The organism is Micropruina sonneratiae (genome assembly GCF_025972045.1).
Lineage (GTDB): Bacteria > Actinomycetota > Actinomycetes > Propionibacteriales > Propionibacteriaceae > Micropruina > Micropruina sonneratiae.
The window spans coordinates 17593-33730 of record NZ_JAPDHX010000010.1; the positions used below are offsets into that span (position 1 = coordinate 17593).

12 protein-coding genes and 1 pseudogene are annotated in these 16138 nt (G+C 65.0%); 8 read left to right on the top strand and 5 right to left on the bottom strand.

Features of this window, described 5'->3' with window-relative positions; all coding sequences use genetic code 11:
- Nucleotides 1-120: 120 nt before the first annotated feature.
- Entirely contained in the window at nucleotides 121-747 is a 627-nt protein-coding gene (locus tag OIE40_RS16490; RefSeq protein WP_264704081.1) for a carboxymuconolactone decarboxylase family protein, read from the bottom strand.
- A gap of 76 nt (nucleotides 748-823) precedes the next feature.
- Here OIE40_RS16490 and OIE40_RS16495 point away from each other — a divergent pair, with 76 nt between their 5' ends.
- The 6 genes and pseudogenes from OIE40_RS16495 (at nucleotide 824) to OIE40_RS16520 (ending at nucleotide 9393) form a co-directional block, all read left to right on the top strand.
- Nucleotides 824-2185 (top strand): MFS transporter, encoded by a 1362-nt coding sequence (locus OIE40_RS16495; protein ID WP_264704083.1) that lies wholly within the window; start codon nucleotides 824-826, stop codon nucleotides 2183-2185.
- The gene (locus tag OIE40_RS16500; RefSeq protein WP_264704085.1) at nucleotides 2182-4668 is read left to right on the top strand and encodes a PEP/pyruvate-binding domain-containing protein; all 2487 of its coding nucleotides are present in this window, start codon (nucleotides 2182-2184) and stop codon (nucleotides 4666-4668) included. Before OIE40_RS16495 ends, OIE40_RS16500 begins: the two co-directional genes overlap by 4 nt.
- Nucleotides 4668-5276, top strand: a complete 609-nt coding sequence (locus tag OIE40_RS16505) for a TetR/AcrR family transcriptional regulator (RefSeq protein ID WP_264704086.1) — start codon at nucleotides 4668-4670, stop codon at nucleotides 5274-5276. The genes OIE40_RS16500 and OIE40_RS16505 overlap by 1 nt, the downstream gene beginning before the upstream one ends.
- A 1164-nt stretch (nucleotides 5277-6440) precedes the next feature.
- On the top strand, nucleotides 6441-7070 hold the full coding sequence (locus tag OIE40_RS16510; protein WP_264704087.1) for a TetR/AcrR family transcriptional regulator: 630 nt from the start codon (nucleotides 6441-6443) through the stop codon (nucleotides 7068-7070).
- Nucleotides 7067-7693, top strand: a pseudogene (locus tag OIE40_RS16515) (ABC transporter ATP-binding protein); the annotation flags it as partial. The gene OIE40_RS16510 and the pseudogene OIE40_RS16515, both read left to right, overlap by 4 nt.
- A 194-nt stretch (nucleotides 7694-7887) precedes the next feature.
- Nucleotides 7888-9393 carry an ABC transporter permease gene (locus tag OIE40_RS16520; protein ID WP_264704089.1) on the top strand — a complete coding sequence of 502 codons (1506 nt, stop codon included), beginning with the start codon at nucleotides 7888-7890 and terminating at the stop codon, nucleotides 9391-9393.
- A 493-nt stretch (nucleotides 9394-9886) separates the two neighbouring features.
- On the opposite strand, the gene OIE40_RS16525 is transcribed toward OIE40_RS16520, so the two are convergent.
- Complete coding sequence (locus tag OIE40_RS16525) at nucleotides 9887-10432, bottom strand: hypothetical protein (protein WP_264704091.1); 546 nt, start codon at nucleotides 10430-10432, stop codon at nucleotides 9887-9889.
- Between the two features lie 559 nt (nucleotides 10433-10991).
- Here OIE40_RS16525 and OIE40_RS16530 point away from each other — a divergent pair.
- Nucleotides 10992-12185, top strand: a complete 1194-nt coding sequence (locus tag OIE40_RS16530; protein ID WP_264704093.1) for a hypothetical protein — start codon at nucleotides 10992-10994, stop codon at nucleotides 12183-12185.
- A 924-nt stretch (nucleotides 12186-13109) separates the two neighbouring features.
- Complete coding sequence (locus OIE40_RS16535) at nucleotides 13110-13370, top strand: hypothetical protein (RefSeq protein ID WP_264704095.1); 261 nt, start codon at nucleotides 13110-13112, stop codon at nucleotides 13368-13370.
- A 203-nt stretch (nucleotides 13371-13573) separates the two neighbouring features.
- Here the strand turns inward: OIE40_RS16535 and OIE40_RS16540 are convergent, their stop codons facing one another.
- The 3 genes from OIE40_RS16540 to OIE40_RS16550 form a co-directional block, all read right to left on the bottom strand.
- Complete coding sequence (locus OIE40_RS16540) at nucleotides 13574-14338, bottom strand: hypothetical protein (protein ID WP_264704097.1); 765 nt, start codon at nucleotides 14336-14338, stop codon at nucleotides 13574-13576.
- A gap of 385 nt (nucleotides 14339-14723) precedes the next feature.
- Nucleotides 14724-15425 (bottom strand): TIR domain-containing protein, encoded by a 702-nt coding sequence (locus OIE40_RS16545; RefSeq protein WP_264704099.1) that lies wholly within the window; start codon nucleotides 15423-15425, stop codon nucleotides 14724-14726.
- A 10-nt stretch (nucleotides 15426-15435) separates the two neighbouring features.
- Nucleotides 15436-16002: a ribonuclease H family protein gene (locus OIE40_RS16550; RefSeq protein WP_264704101.1), complete on the bottom strand. Its 567-nt coding sequence runs from the start codon at nucleotides 16000-16002 to the stop codon at nucleotides 15436-15438.
- Between the last annotated feature and the right edge of the window lie 136 nt (nucleotides 16003-16138).

Sequence of the window (16138 nt, forward strand, 5' to 3'; positions counted from 1 at the left end):
TGGAACCGTGACCGACGCGCCGCTGCTGCCGCTTGCCGGTCCGCCGGCGACATTCGGATGCCCGGGTGCCGCACGCGTATCGCGGATTGCGATCCGGTCATGCCCGTTCCTGACTGTCTGTCACTGCGAGGCAGGGCCTTCCGATCCTGGTTGAGCGTCGGTGTTGACGGGAAGGGCGCAGACCATGCCGTCGCTGAATCCGGCGGCGCCGACGCCGAAGGCGTGGTTGAACCGGCTGCGGTGGTTCTCCAGCGCGATGATGTGGGTGAGCTCGACCAGCTGGGGATCGCTGAAGTAGTCCCGCAGGTGGGTGAACAACTGCTCGGGCACGTCGGCCGGCGTTCTGGTCATGGCGACCGCATACTCAAGGACAACCTTGTCCCGGTCGTCGAACAGGTCACTGCTGCGATACTGCGGAAGGGCAAGCAGCTCGGCCTGGGTGAGTCCCCAGGTGCGGGCGACGCGGGAGCCGAGGTCGATGCAGTACTCACACTGCACCACCGTTGCGGTTTTCAGCTCGGCGAGGGCGCGGGATCGGTGATCGAGCAGCCGGAGCGCGGCGGTGGCCTGCTCCACCCGGCTGTAACCGCGCAGCAGCCGGGGCACGTGGGCGTAGATCTGCACCGGTTCCAGCATCTGTTCCGGGGTCGCCTGGGCGAGCTTTGCCATGCTGCGGCGAGTGAAGAAGTAGGCCAGCCTGACGCCCAAGCCTGCCTGCGACGTCGTGACCAGCGGTATCCGTGCCATGGTGGATGCTCCTCAGCGGTTCGCGTGGGTCGGTGGATAGTCGGCACCTTCTTATCGAAACTCATCGTACTCTAACGTGCTAGAGTACTGGCAGTTCTCCAAGGAGGTTGCCAGGATGCGGGAACGGTCATCGATCCGTGCGCTGCCGGGGCTGTTGTTACTCATGGTGCTCGTGCCGTTGGATCAGACGGCACTCACTCCGGCGCTGCCCGAGATCGCTGGTGACCTGGGCGGGCTGCAACTGATGCCGATGGTGGTGACGGCATATGTCGTCGCGGTCACCGCGGCGCTTCCGGTCTATGGCGTGCTCGGTGATCGCTTCGGCCGAAAGCGGATGTTGTTGATTGCGCTGGCGATGTTTGTGCTCGGCGCGCTAGCGTGCGCGCTTGCCACCTCCTTCCCGCTGTTCGTCGCTGCGCGTGTCATGCAGGGCATCGGCGGGGGCGGGCTGATGGTCGGCGCTCAGGCGGCGCTGGGGGAGATCGTCAGCCCGCGGGAGCGCGGTCGGTATCTGGGCCTGTTCGGGGTCGCGTACGTCGTGCCTGCGGTGGTAGGTCCGCTGGTCGGTGGTTTGCTCGTCGATGCGGCATCGTGGCGGTGGATATTTGCCATCCATGTGCCGCTGGGCGTGATCGCATTCATTCTGCTCATCGTGACGCTTCGTCTGCCACGCTCGCCGGAACACCCGCGCGTGACTTTCGCGCGGACGGTCTCCGTGCTTCGGCGGCGGGGAGTGCTGGTTCCGATCTTGCTCAGCTTCACGGTGGGCTTCGCGCTGCTGGGCACCATCAGTTACGTGCCGTCGTTTGCGCGCATCGGTCTGGGGATGACGGCGGTTGAAGCGGGTTTCGTGGTCACGGCCCTCATGGGCGGCGCGATTCTCACGATGACGATCAGCGGCGGGTTGATCGCGAAGACCGGTCGTTATCGGCGGTATCCGATCGCCGGTACGGCGGTGGTGGCGGCAGGTGCGCTCGTCCTCGGCCTGCTCGGTCGAGAGCTGGGTGTCGCGGGGCTGCTTGGGGTGCTCTTCGTGATCGGGCTCGGCGTCGGCATGGTCATGCAGGTCGTGATGCTCGCCGCACAGAACGCGGCCGATCCCGCCGACATCGGGATCGTCACCTCGAGCGTGCTCTTCCTGCGACAGATCGGTGCCACGGTGGGTGTCGCATTGGTCGGTGCCCTCATCACCCGCATCTTCGTCGAACTCGCGCCGCCGCAGGTTCGCGACGTCGCATCCATCACCCCGGAGAGCATCGCCACTCTTCCGACGGAACTTAGAGAACTCGTCGAGGCCGCATTCGCGGCCGCCGTTCCGCAGGCGATCCTCACCGTGGCACCGCTGCTTGTGGCGTCCATCGTTCTCGCCTTCCTCCTTCCCGCGTTGCCGCTACGCACGCACACCGAGTCAGTCACATCCCTCAAGGAACTCGCATGATTCATCACCCCGTCGCCCCGCTGGACGCGTTCGGCGCCGCCGACGTCCCCATCATTGGCGGCAAGGCCGCGAACCTTGGCGAGCTGCTGCGTGGGGGACTGCCGGTACCGCCGGGGTTCGTCGTCACCACCGATGCGTATGCAGCCGCAGCCGATCACGCCGGGCTGGCCAAGCTGCTCGCCGATCCCGCAACGCCACCGGCCGCGCTGCGATCTGCGATCGAGACGACGGACATGCCCACCGGAACCAGGGACGCCGTCACCGCCGCCTACCTCGCGTTGGGGCGGAGCGTCCCTGTCGCGGTGCGCTCCAGCGCGACTGCTGAGGACTTGCCGGGCGCCGCGTTCGCCGGGCAGCAGGACACCTACCTGAACGTCATTGGCCCGGATGCCGTGGTCGATGCCGTTCGCCGCTGCTGGGCGTCGTTGTGGACCGACCGTGCGGTCGCCTACCGGCGGGATCGTTCGATTGACCCGGCTGAGGTGCGGATTGCCGTAGTCGTCCAGACGATGGTCGAATCCGATCTCGCTGGCGTGATGTTCACCGCCGACCCCGTCAGCGGCGCGCGCGACCGCATCATCATCGACGCCGGCTCCGGACTCGGCGAAGCGGTAGTTTCCGGTCTGGTCACCCCTGACCATTACGTGCTCGACCGGCGGGGGAAGCTGCTCGGCTGGACACCCGGGCGCGGCGAGGTCGTCATCCGCCAGGCAGCCGGCGGCGGCGTCCGCCAGGAGTCCAGGGGTGACGCCACGACCGGCACACCGCTGCTCAGCCACGACCAGCTGTCGATGCTCGCCGCGCTGGCGCGGACGATCGCTGACCACTTCGGGCGTCCGCAGGACATCGAGTGGGCGATCGCGGACGGACAGGTGTTCATAGTGCAGGCCCGGCCGATGACTGCGCTGCCGCCGCCCTCGGTGCCGCTGAACCGGCGGCAGCGGTTGCAGGCATCGATCCTGACCGAGTACCTGCCCGTACGGCCATATCCGATGGACGTCACGACCACCGTGGCGCACGGCCCGGCGAAAATGATGAGCGAAATCGGCCGGTACTACGGCATCGTCGGCATGTTCGAGAACTTCCTGCGCGAAGAGGACGGGGTAGCCGTCCAGATCGTGCCATCGTCCCCGCACCCGACCCCCCGCACGCTGGCCAGCGCCGGGAAGATCGCGCACAAGATCCGCCATTACCACCCGGAAGACTGGGTAGAGGATGCACGGCAAGAGGCATTTCTCGCCGAGGTCGCCGCCCTCGAATCCCTGGATCTCGACACGCTGTCGTGGCCGCAGCTCGTCACAGTGCCCGAGCGCGCCCTCGCCGCGCAGGACTACTGCCGCGACCTCCGCATCGACTACTTGCCCGGCGCCGCCGCCGCCCTGATCCGGGTCGTCATCCCGGTGAGCCTGCTCGGCCGCCGATCGCTGATCGCCGATCTGCTCGGCGGCGTCAGAACCCGCACCGAGGACGCAGGCGACGCCCTGGCTGCACTCGCCGACGAGGTCCGCCCGGATCCCGAGCTGCGCTCACTCCTCGCTGACCCGGACGCCGCAGGGGTGCTGACGGCGCTCACCCGCGACGGTCGCTTCGACCGCTTCCGCGCGAAGCTCAACGCCTTCCTCCGCGAGTTCGGACGCCGAGAGACCACCTCGCCGCTGCTCGTCAGCCCGCCGACCCTGGCGGAGTCGCCGGAGATCGTGCTGGGCATGGTGCTCTCCCTGGCAGCGCAGCCGCCGCGCCAGGGTGAGGCGGTCTCCCGCTCGGCGACCGCCCTCAGGCAGTTGCTCGACCATGTGTGGCTGCGCGGCAGTTCGCGCAGGCAGGACCGCATGCGCGGACGGGTTCAGGCCGCACGCGAAGCGGTCGCCTTCCGCGAAGACACCCACTTCTTCTTCACCGCCGCGCTGCCGACCTTGCGTCGCGCCCTCCTGGAGATCGGCCACCGGCTGCACAAGGTGGGTGTGCTCGACGATGCTTTGGACGTGTTCCAGCTTCGCTGGGAGGAGGTCGCCGGCCTCGCCCAACCATCGGCAATCCCGTCCGAGCACGCCGAGGCGCTGCGGGAGAGCATCCGGAATCGGGCGAAGAAGCGTGCCGAGCTTGCCGGCGTCCCGATGATCGACCCGCGCCGAGTGTTCCCCTCGGCGGATGCCGGCGACGCCCTCGTGACGGGCGCCCCGGCGGGCTCCGGCACCGCGACCGGGATCGCGCGCATCATCTGCGGCCCAGACGATTTCGACCGGCTCCGGGCCGGCGAGATCCTCGTCTGCCCCTACACGAACCCGGCGTGGACGCCGCTGTTCCGACGCGCCGCCGCAGTCGTCGTCGACACTGGCTCCATGGCTTCGCACGCAGCGATCGTCGCCCGTGAATACGGCATTCCCGCGATCATGGGAACCGGCACCGGTACTTCCGCGATCAACGACGGCGAGAGCATCACGGTCGACGGAATACACGGCCGCGTCACTCGGACAGGGGAATGATGACGACCGCCGACCATCGCAAAGGACCCCGCCGGCGAGGAGACGCGCTCGTAAACGCGATCCTCGCAGCGACCATCGACGAACTGCGCGAACACGGATACGCTGCATTGACGATGGATGCCGTCGCCGAGCGCGCCGGCGCCAGCAAGGCCTCCCTCTACCGGCGCTGGGACTGCCGCGCCGCGCTGGTCATGGACGCCGTGTATCAGCTAGCGCCGCTGCCCTACGAAATCCCCGACACCGGCGGCCTGCGCGGTGACCTCCTCGCGGCGCTCCGCCAGACGGCCGCAACGCTCCAGGGACCGGCGGGCGCCGCGCTGCGCGGAATGCTCGCCGAAGCCCTGCCCGAGCTCGACAGAGTCCGCCAGTTGCGCGCCCGCTCCCGGGGGCGAAACCGGGACATCATGGCGGAGGTGCTCCGGCGCGCCGTCGAACGCGGAGAGATCCCACCCGCGGCCGTGGTGCCCACCCGCCTTGAAGTGGGCGCCGCCCTGCTGCGCAACCACTACCTGTTCCACAATGAACCCCTCGACGACGGTCTCCTCACCGACGTGGTGGACGACATCCTGCTGCCGCTCTTCGGCACCGTGCCGCAACGGAGCGCCTGATTCGTCGCTCGCTGTACCAGACCCGGAATCAAGCGCGGCCGGCTCCAACAATGTCAACCGGCAACGCGCCCGCCAAGACTGTGCCGTTCAAGAGGCCAGCCAGCACGCTGAGCTGAGGGTGATGAAGGAAGCTCCTGTCCTCACCACCCCAAGATCGCCGCTGAGACGCGTGGATTCGGCCGGTCCAAGCCGAGGCCCGCTTGGCCCCCTGCACCGGGTCATCGCCGAGCCCGGTCTGGTCGGGCAACACCGCTAGACGAGTCGGGCTCAGAAGGCAAAGGCATGTCCGCACCCGAAGCCCTCAGATGCCTCAAACGACGCCTGCTCCGCAGCGTCGTCCACCACCTCACCGCCGATCAATACACATAACAGCGATCGGGCTCCCGGCTGCTTGCATAGGAGAGACCATGCGTGATTCCCCAGCTTCCGCTCCTCCCGTGCCCACCCACCACGGTTCGGTGACGGACGTCGTGCTGTTGCGTTTGCATGGTTGTGGATCGCAGGGACGCTCCTCACGAGTGCGGCGCTGGCCTTGCTGGCGACACTGTCACCATTGCCGACCGTGCTGATGCTGTCGTCGAGTGGTTGACGGCGGCACATTCCAGTTCACGTGGGCAGGGGAGCTTCTGTTCTTCGCGACTATCGCGTGGGGATCCGGTGCGTCGGCGCGTTCTGCGCTCAGGGACGCGGCCCGGCGCTGCGCCGCACGATCGCCCTCGTCGCTCTCAGCGTCACACTCACCGCATGGACGATTGTTGTCCTTGCATTGGGTCGTCTCGTCTATCCCGTCGTCAACATCCCCCTCACGGCGGACACGGTCGTTCTGCTCGCGAGTGCGGTCATCGGCGCTGTTCTCTGGCGCTGCTTGCCCTCGCGATCGTGGCGGTTGCTCTGCCCGTACCGATCAGCTCAGCGGGGCCACTTCAAGAGGGCATGGTCCTCGAAATCATGATGGCCGTCTCGTTGGTCGTGGGCTCGTATCCGTGGGTGCTGCCGGGATGGCTGAGTCTCGTGGTCGCCAGCGCGGTCGGCTGCTGGGGTGTGCTCGTGACGCTGCGGTATTGGCGCAAGACCGCCGTCGCGCCAAGACCTAAGTCAAGCGTGCCTGTCATTTTTGGAGTCCGGACTGCCCTGCCCGGCCTATACAGGCGTATAGTGGGTGTCATGAGTGGGGATTTGAGCGCGAGGGATCGGTTGCGGGATGCAGCGATCGAGTCCTTCGCGCGCCGTGGGTTCGGCGCGACGGTACGTGAGATCGCCGCCGACGCGGGGGTGACCGCCGGCCTCATCACTCACCACTTCGGTTCTCGGGCGAGGTTGCGGACCGAGTGCGACACGGAGGTGCTGCGGCGGATTCAGGCCATCAATGAGGACGGACTGCGACGCTCGCCGGAGCAGCAACTCGCGATGATCGGCGAGATTGACGCGCAGGGGTCGACGATGTCCTACGCGCTGCGGCTGGTCCGTGACGGTGGCCCGGCGTCGCGCGACTTCCTGGAGCGGATGGTTGCCGACTCGCTTGGCTACCTAGAGGCCGCAGTCGCGGCTGGGGTCGTGAAACCGAGTCGCGACGCTGCCACGCGGGCCCGCTACCTCGTCGCCACTCAGTTCGGCGGCCTGCTCCTTTACGCCGAACTGCTCGGGCTGGATCTAGCGGACGGGCCCGCGTTGGTGCGTCGGATCGCGGCGGAGACCGCCTTCACTGCCCTGGAGCTCTACACGAACGGGCTGCTCGCCAACCGGAGCTTGCTCGACCAATACCTCGCCAATCAGGAAGAAGAGACGGTCACATGACCCACGCGATCGAGGCGACCGGCCTCACCAAGTCCTTCGGCCGCACCAGGGCTCTCGACGGCCTCAATCTGACCGTCGAGACGGGCACTGTGCATGGCTTCCTCGGCCCGAACGGGGCTGGGAAGTCCACGACGATCCGCGCTTTGCTGGGTTTGATCCGCTTCGGTGGCAAGGCGTCCGTGCTCGACGGCGATCCCTGGATAGACGCTGTCTCTCTGCATCGTCGTCTCGCTTATGTCCCTGGTGAGGTCACCCTGTGGGCGAACCTCACTGGCGGACAGGCCATCGACATCCTCAGCTCACTCCGGGGAGAGCGGGACGCCGGGCGTATCGCGGCGTTCATTCAGCGGTTCGACCTCGACCCGTCAAAGAAGGCCCGGAGCTACTCGAAGGGGAACCGGCAAAAGGTTGCGCTCGTCGCCGCACTCGCCTCGCGCGCCGAGCTGCTGATCCTCGACGAGCCGACAAGTGGCCTCGACCCGCTGATGGAACAGGTGTTCCAGGAATGCATCGAAGAAGTCCGCAGAGAGGGACGGACCGTGCTGCTATCGAGTCATATCCTCGCCGAAGTCGAGCGTCTCGTGGACACGGTCACGATCATCAAGAAGGGCCGCACCGTCGAGGTCGCCGAGGTGAAGGGCCAAACAGACCTGGAAGCACGCTTCCTCTCGCACTACTCGACGGCTGAACTAGCCACGACGGAGGTCGCCGAATGAGTGCCGCTCTTGCGGGCTTACCGCGCATCCTCGCGTTCCAGATGCGCCGCTCGTGGCTACGAACGCTCATCTGGGCCCTCGCTCTCCCGATCCTTGTGCTCTTGGTCAACGCCTACATGACACAGACGTTTCCCACCCCGGCGGACCGTGACGCCTATGCCGCGACCGCGAACACTCCATCGCTGGCCGCGCTCACCGGACTGTTCTCTGCCGCAGGCACCCCGGGCGGGATCCTGAATATCAAATTCTGGATGACTGCCGCGGTCGCACTTGCTCTTGTGACGATCTTCCTTGTCACTCGCAACGGCCGCGCCGAGGAGGAGACCGGGCACGCGGAGCTGCTGCGCCAGACCGCGATCGGCCGCCACACAATTAGCGTCTCCGGGTGGCTTCTCGCTGCTGGGTTCGCGATCGTCACCGGCCTGCTCTGCGGGGTCGCGGGGATCGTGGGTGGGCTCCCCGCCGATGGATCGATGCTGATGGGCCTGTCATACTCTGGGGCTGCGATCGCGTTCATCGGCATCGCGGCGGTGACCGGTCAACTCAGTTCGACCGGCCGCGGGGCCAACGCGTGCGCGGTCATCGCGTTTGCCGTCGCTTACCTGGTCCGCGCGATCGCCGACGTGAACGGCACCGGTGACACGCCGGCCTGGTACACCTGGCTTTCCCCGCTCGGCTGGGCGCAGCAGACCCGTTCGTACGGCGAGAATCAATGGTGGCTGCTCGTGCCGTGCCTCGCCCTCGGCATCGCCGGGTGCGGGCTTGCTGTGACCCTTGAACGTGTTCGCGATCTCGGTGCCGGGACCGTGCCCGCACGTCCCGGCCCCACCCACGCTGCCGCTTTCACACGCACGGTCTTGGGCCTTCCTCTGCGCCTCCAGCGCAACGCGCTCATCCTCTGGACCATCGGCATCGGCGTCGCCGGCGCATTCTTCGGCGGGATTGCAGTGCTCATGAACGACCTGCTCGCCGGCCTCGGCTCATCCTCCCCGATCACGCAGGCGCTAGGCGGCGCAGGCTCACAGCTGGAAGGAATGCTCGGCTTCTTCCTTATCTTCCTCGCCGTCCTCGTGACCGCCTTCGCGATCCAATCCACCCTCGCCCTGCGCCTCGATGAGGCTGCGACCGGCGAGGTTGAGTGGGCCACCTCGGTCTCGCGTTGGACATGGGTCGGAGCGCGTCTCGCCATCGCCGCCACCGCGTCCGGTCTCATGTTGGTCATAGGGGGCCTCTCGCAGGGCATCGTGTTCGGTGCGCAGGTCGGCGGCTGGCACACCTACGGCAATCGTTTCGCTGCCGCAGCGCTCGGCTACTGGCCGGTCGTCGCGCTCGTCATCGCCGTCGTCGCCCTCGCCGCAGCCCTTCTGCCCCGCGCGAGCACGGGTATCGCCTGGTCGCTCTACGGGATCATTGTTCTGTTCGCCGCCCTCGGAGACGTGCTCGGTATCCCACACGACATCGTTGCCAAGACTCCGTACTGGGTCGTCCCGCAACCCGGCCGTGCCGACGCAGCGTGGTGGCCCGTAGTACTTATGGGTGCCGCTGCGATCGTGCTCGCCGCGCTCGCGCTCTGGCGCTACAGGCAACGAGACCAGGTGCAAGCGTGAAGGGAGGCCAGTCTCAAGCAGTCGAGGTACGGCGGTAGCGAGGGCCCAACTAGTGGAGACCGAAAACGAGGCATCGATGACTCGCTCTGAGGGAACGCATCCCGGAAAACTTGGTGCTACGCGGGAACAGATCATGGCAATCAGGGGCCTTCGGCTCACAACGTGGCTCGCTTCTGACCTTCCCGACCTTCAGCGACTCCATGGGGATCCCCAGGTGATGAAGTACATGAACGCCGGGCCACAACGGGACCAAGCGTACAGTTGGGATCGGCTGAATCGCTGGCAGCACGAGCATGAATTGCGTGCCTGGTCTAAGTGGCGGATTGCATCCCGAACTCCTGGGCTGAACCGCTTGGCTCAGGCTCGGCGGGCATCCGGTCATGCCGATGAGCGCTACTGCCGAGGGGGGCCCGGCATGGCAGAGGGCTCCAGAATCGGTCCACCCATTCGGCGGTCCTCACTACTGTTCCGGACGACTTGGCGAACGGCGTGCTCAGTTGCGCTTCACCAGGCTGTGATCGTCGGGGCAGGCAGGGTCATGCCACGCAGCCAGAGCCTCAACCGGGTGACCCCAGCGCCATTCTGTGCCCATCCAGCCGCTTCCTGCGGACCAGGCGATCGTCAGACCAGGTATGTACCGCGGCGTGATCCAGAGATGGGTGATGTCGGTGGCCAGTGTGGGGGCCGGGAGTTGGTCGACCTCTCCGGGCTCTGCGTTGCGCAGCCATTCGAACGTTGGGTCCTTTTCGCTATCGACCACCAGGACGACGTGACGCTCGACTCCGCCGTACGCGGCGAGCTTTCGCGCAACATCGGCGTATCTCGACTGGGCGAGGACCGTGCTCGCTGCTGTGACGACGTCATGGGGACAGGAGATTGGGCGTCCACCGCCCGATCCGGAGGTAAAGAGGACCTCGCCAGCAGACAGATGCTCGAACGGTTCGATGAAGAGATAGTTGTCGGTCTGGCGTGGAACCAGGCGTCGCTGGTCGGGGTCTTCGAGCTGAAACAGTATTCGCTTGAGCCAGCTCAGATCCATCACCCGTGCGTTGCCCGTTAGGCAAACGATGTACCCCTGCCTCAAGCCGTCGAACTTGGCGCGACGGCCGATCTTGTTTAGGGCGCTGAGCAACTGGTTGTCGGACTGGAGTGGATCGGAAACAATCTCAAGCGGTACCCGCCGTGGCGGTGGATGATGGCGTCCGGCCGGCTTCTTCCGCCGCGGTCGTCGTAGGAGCAGACCCGAACACCGAGGGTCTGCTCGACGATGAACCTCACGAGCGTCTCACTCGGTTTTTCGCCGTGGTGCCCGGATGGACGCGGTGCCATCTATACCGGCTTTCAGTCGCGGTTTGTGAGGTGAGTGAGCCTACGCTGTCCAAGGGACACAGCGCAGAAAACCCTCCTTCCCGAATCTGGAGCACCTCAAAGAACTGCTGCAATAGGCCACCGGCGAGAAGCGTCTTCGCCTGTAGCCTCGGGTCTCAGATAGATCCGGCGCTACGCGAGATGGGACGTTGGCGAGGTTCACCCGGCAGCCCCTTCGCCTGACGGCGAGGCGCTATCCCGAGCGCTGCGTTGCCGTTAGCGTCTCTGATGTGACTACCGAGATCGAAGACCTGCGGTTAGTGTGGCCGGCTGACGTCTTTGAGGAAGAGGCCGGTGAACTCCTGGCCGTGGGTTACGCAGGTGACGAGGATGTCGTGCGACTCCTATTCGCAGAGGCATTCGCGGGCGGCGTTGGCACCGCCCTCGTCAATGAGGCGTGCTCGCTCCTGCCCTACCGCGGTCGCTGGTCGACCAGACGGAGTGAAGGCGACCTTGATACTTGGGGAGCAACTGAGACTGACGGACTTCGGCCTCACCCGCGCCCGCGAAGCGAGCAACTACTCGAGGAGGTCCTGCGCCGCGTTCGGGCAGCGGAGGTACCGATGTTCACTCCTCGCGATTACTGGTCGCGCCGACAGCGGCCGCCGGCAAGCCGGCCCACTCTGAGTCACAATGACCTCCGCAACGGATTCGTCCAGCTCCTGCATGACCTGGATGGCAAGGGCTACCTAGACCTCGTGGCCGGTAGCAGGTGCTGCGACGCCCAGGTGGATCGGGCGGCCGAAGGAACGCGTGAGCTAACAGCGCTGCTCGGACGACAAGTCGAGTGGCCGCTCGAGGAAGGGGGAGGCCGTGCGGTTGCGGAACTCAACGATGACGAGTTCTTCGACCTAGTGGAGGGCTTCTTCGATGTCGTGGCTCGCCCCCGAAAGGGGTGGTGGCACGAGTACTGTGGCGAGTTCGACTATGGCCAGCACGACCGGCGGGCTGGGCAACGGGTCTACCTGTGGCGCGCCAATGAACTACTCGGTAGAAGCGATGTCGGTCTTCGGCTATCGATGTGGGGACCAGATCGAGGGCTGCTCGTCCATGCCGTCAACGATGATCGAGGAGAACTCGAGCGGCGATCTCTCGCCAACATCAGCGATGGTGCGGAAGAGGCGCGCGTGGCGCACGCGATTGTGGTGCACAGAGGCCGAATTGCTACCCGAGCAGACAAGCGCGATGCCGTCCGAGCGTTAGCAGACGTTCTAGAGTCGCGGAGGGAGGAGCTGCGCGCAACGCTGGGCAGCCCTGACGAGAACGCCCTGTTCCAAATCATCAACGGATTCGATATCCGACATATGCGAAGGGGCCAGCAGGGCGACTACGGAGACGAGTTCCTCGACTACCTGTACTGGACACTGCTGAGCACCGTTGAGTTGATGGATCGAGTACGAAGCAGACCGTTCGCGTCAGACTGACTTCGTAGCGACTGCGGCCCACCTCCCGGCGCCTATCCGCTGTACAGCCCACTGCAGCTCCGGCCGAGCTGCGCGCTCAGACGCACCAGAAACGGCCATTGTCGGTGCTGGCCTTTGAGCGCCGCGCCATCCGGCGCGGCAAAGTCGGTGCGTCGAGGGCACAGTCCGCCGATACCACAGCATGGAAATGCACTATGGACATTGCCGACGTGACGCTCTAGCTTCGTCTCCAACGCGGAATTGGGGGAACCTGATGGCCCACAACAAGAGACTCAAGTTCGTTGAAGACCACCGCTACGAGAGGCTCATTGACACGACTGGCTGGGGATACCGTGTCAATGGCAGCTTTTACACGGTGCAAGGCCCCTGTCCGCGATGCGGCGCCGCGGGACAGACGGGTACAGCGGCCCAACATGGGCCCGTGGTGTGGCCGTCGGATGGAGACGCTCACGATAAGGCGCTGCCTCTCGATCTCCCGACGCCCAGCGCGAGCGTCGACGTTGCAGTGGCTTGCTCTTGTGACTCTGCGCACGGACAGGGCAAGGGCAAACGTGGGTGTGGAGCCAAGTTCTTCGTCCGGACGGGGGATCTTTCATGACAAGCGACGGCGCCGGCGCCAGCGAAGCGGACGTTCTTGCGCAAGTTGAAGTGACGCGTGCCCGGATCGATGAGAGCGGGGCCGTGCGCAAGCAAGCCGAGCACTGGATCGCTGGCCTAGCGGCCATCACCGGTCTCGTCGCCACTGTGAGCCTCCTTAAAGGACCATCCGACCCATAGGACTACGACCAATCACGCCTGTTCCTAGTCCTCGGTCTTCTCGTCGCGGCATTCATCACGCTCGCGGCAGGAACCTGGCTGGCATACACAGCGGCGTACGGTTCGCCCGGACGATTGCCCCAAATCGATGCCTCTACCCTAGAAGGCTTGGCTGACAAACTGGCAAAGGCAAAGGAGGACCAGGCGAAGCGGATCGGCGACCGTCTGCGGCTCGGAGTGCTGGCCGGTGTCGTCGGCGCAACACTTCTCATGGCGTCGAGTGTGGTCATGCTCCTCCCTCAGGGGGGAACAACGCCGGCGAAGACCGTCTGCATCTACGTTGGCAACACCAAGGTGGTGACAGTTTCAGGTTCCTCAGTGAATGTTGCCGCCACTGACCAGACAGCACGCATCGGATCCTGCTCCTAACGGGGGCCGGACCAGTCATCAGTCGCGGGATCGTCACTCCGATATTCGCGGCGTCAGGCACGAGCGACTGCGTGAGTAGCGGATGCCGGGGGTTAACGCCTTGAATCGGATCTCAACGACCCTGCCGATGCCACCTTCACCCCGGCGCCAGCATGTGCCCCTCTGGTCGTGACTCAAACACAGAGGGGGATCAGTCTCTGACTTCAGGGCGACGTTGGCCGGGACTGTTTAGGGGGGCCAAGTTGTTCGAATACTGAGGCTGCCATGATTAGTTCTTCGCGTGGAGCGAAACCTGAGGACATGCTTCGTTGGGCACCGACCACTTGAACCGTGAGTTGACTTCGAAACTGATTAATCGCCGGGATGTCGTCCGGCTTGATGGGCTGATCGACGTTCTTGGTGCAGTTGACCTTGTCATGCTTGGTCGTGCACCCGAGCAGTGGCATGTCCTCGGTGGCTTCCCACTGGCATGCGACCCCGAGCCCCCAGAATACCTCCTGAAACGCTTCGGCACGGCCGCCCAGACGGCCTTCGTACATCTCAATGAATGATGGGGCCCAGTTGTAGTAGGCCCTACGAGGTGGCCACTGGGTGTGTTCGGGCCCGTCGAGCTTGGTTTGGTTGGCAACCACTCTGCCGGCTCCGATCCCTACGGATGGACGGATCGATGAGTTGCACGCGTGGACGGCGTAGCTCGTCACGATCTGATCGACTTCGTGCACGACCAGGAAGTAGCCGCGCTCTTTCCAGATCATTTGATCGCCCTCGTCGCTGGGATTCATCTTCTGTACGTGATCAGCTTCGCCGAAGGTCTCCTGAAGCTTCGAGATGGGCATGTCTGGTCGGACCGTCTCAAGTTTCGCGTTCTCAGCCGCTTGCCAGTTGATCGCGTTGTAGATAGTCCCGCCAATCTCGCGGACACCCGAAATGGCACCCCAGACGAGGACAACTGCGAGCAGCAGGCTCACTATGGGGTTCCTCTTGACGACCTCCTCCACGGTGGGCTCTTGGCCGTCCTTGCCAGGTCGAGAGTCGAATGTGAAGAGACGTCGAATCAGACCCGGCGGCGGTGGGGGAGGAGGATTGGCTGAGCTGCTGCCGCGGGCCCCCTGTTTGGGCAACTGCTTTGGATTCGAACCAGCTCCCCCGGTCGAGCCGTTGCTCTGACGGCTTTTGTTCCCACTCACAGCCACAGACTACGGGCCGGATAGCCCACTCTTGTGAGAGATTGCCGGCGTTTGAGGCGGCGAAGGGCTTCCATTCGGTCTTGCCGGCGGTGAAGTCTGCGTTCGAAGTGGGCCGGTCCGGGGTCGTGGCGGAGCTGGATGAGTCTGGCCGAGTGGGACCTTCCCCTTACAGGGCTTCTGGGTCCGGCGTGTACCCAGCCGCCTGCAACTCCTTGAACAGCTTGGCCTTTATCTCTTCCACCTGCACCTTGAACGGTAGGTAGAGCAGGCCTTGGATATCGCTGGGCTTCTCGACGTCCTCCTGATAGAGGATTGCTACTCGCTTTCGACCTAGGTTCGCGAGCACCATCCCCAGCTCGAGTATGACGTTCTGTCGGGCCCTCCCTTGCGAGCTGCCGGGAGCCGACTTGACGTGGCCCATGTCGTCCGGAGTCAAGAGGACGCAGGCGTAGCCCACGTCTCCCGCTTGGTGAAGGTAGCGCTCCAGTTTCTCGATGATCGTGTCTCCCGCTGCCGGCAGGTTAGCCAAGATGATGGGCTTCAACCCCATCTTTCGGAGGAGCAACTCGAGCCCGTCCCTAGCAATGTTGTCGTGGCCGTAGACCACGAAAACGTTCTTGTTCGGCCCAGGGCTTGGCTGGATCCCTGTGGGCGTCGCGCCACTGAGGACGGGTTCGCCCGTCGCACTCCATGCCTTCAACTCCGCGTGCAGGGGGGTCTTCTTCCCTTGAACCTGGACCGTGCCAGTCTTGAAGAAGTTCACCACCTCGCCGCCCTTGGCCCGCACCTGGACGCAGTGCTCTTGATCCTTGACCTCATACGCAATCCCCCGCTGCGTAAGGAATGCTTCAACCTCGGCCTGGTTCACTCCGCCTCCCTCAGTTCCCGCTCTGCATCTGCAACTGCGTGGCCTCACCGCGCGCCAGCAGGTCCACCTTCTCATTCAATGCATGCCCCGCGTGTCCCTTCACGTGTTCCCATTGGACGTCGCGGACGTTCAATTCGGTAGCCACCAGCTCGATAGCACGTCGATTCTGGACTGGCTTCTTCGAGGCGGTCCGCCAGCCGCGGGCGACCCATCCGTGGAGCCACTCCGTGAAGGTGTTGATCACGTACATGCTGTCGGCCTGAATCAGCAACGGGGTGGCTGGATCGTGGGCCTTCAGCGCCTCGTAGACGGCCCTGAGCTCCATCAAGTTGTTGGTGGTCCCGGGATGGCCTCCCGAAGCTGAGCGGCCCTCTTCGCTCGCCCAGGCCCAGCCGCCTGGACCGGGGTTTCCCAGGCAGGAGCCATCGGTTGCGACGACGATTCGATCGGGCGACACGGCCTGAGCGTATCCGCTTGGCCCGAGCCCGACCGGATGGTCACCGCCGGGTGCACTGCCGTGATGGAGGGAGAGCGCATTGTCGTCAGAGTCGATCACTTCCAGTGTGATCGTGCGCACAGAGGGGATCCTTAGGGATGCGCTGATCTTTGTGGTGTGCGGTTCGGTGGCTGGCTTCGGCTGTTGGGACGCGAAATTGTTGGGGTATGGACAGCGAGCAGCCTTCTTTCGCCGATGTCGAGTACGGCAATCGGCG

Excerpts from the sequence above, each read along its gene's own strand:
- OIE40_RS16490 (WP_264704081.1), bottom strand. The coding sequence starts at position 747 with ATGGCACGGATACCGCTGGTCACGACGTCGCAGGCAGGCTTGGGCGTC.
- OIE40_RS16500 (WP_264704085.1), top strand. The coding sequence starts at position 2,182 with ATGATTCATCACCCCGTCGCCCCGCTGGACGCGTTCGGCGCCGCCGAC.
- OIE40_RS16505 (WP_264704086.1), top strand. The coding sequence starts at position 4,668 with ATGACGACCGCCGACCATCGCAAAGGACCCCGCCGGCGAGGAGACGCG.
- OIE40_RS16510 (WP_264704087.1), top strand. The coding sequence starts at position 6,441 with ATGAGTGGGGATTTGAGCGCGAGGGATCGGTTGCGGGATGCAGCGATC.
- OIE40_RS16525 (WP_264704091.1), bottom strand. The coding sequence starts at position 10,432 with ATGGATCTGAGCTGGCTCAAGCGAATACTGTTTCAGCTCGAAGACCCC.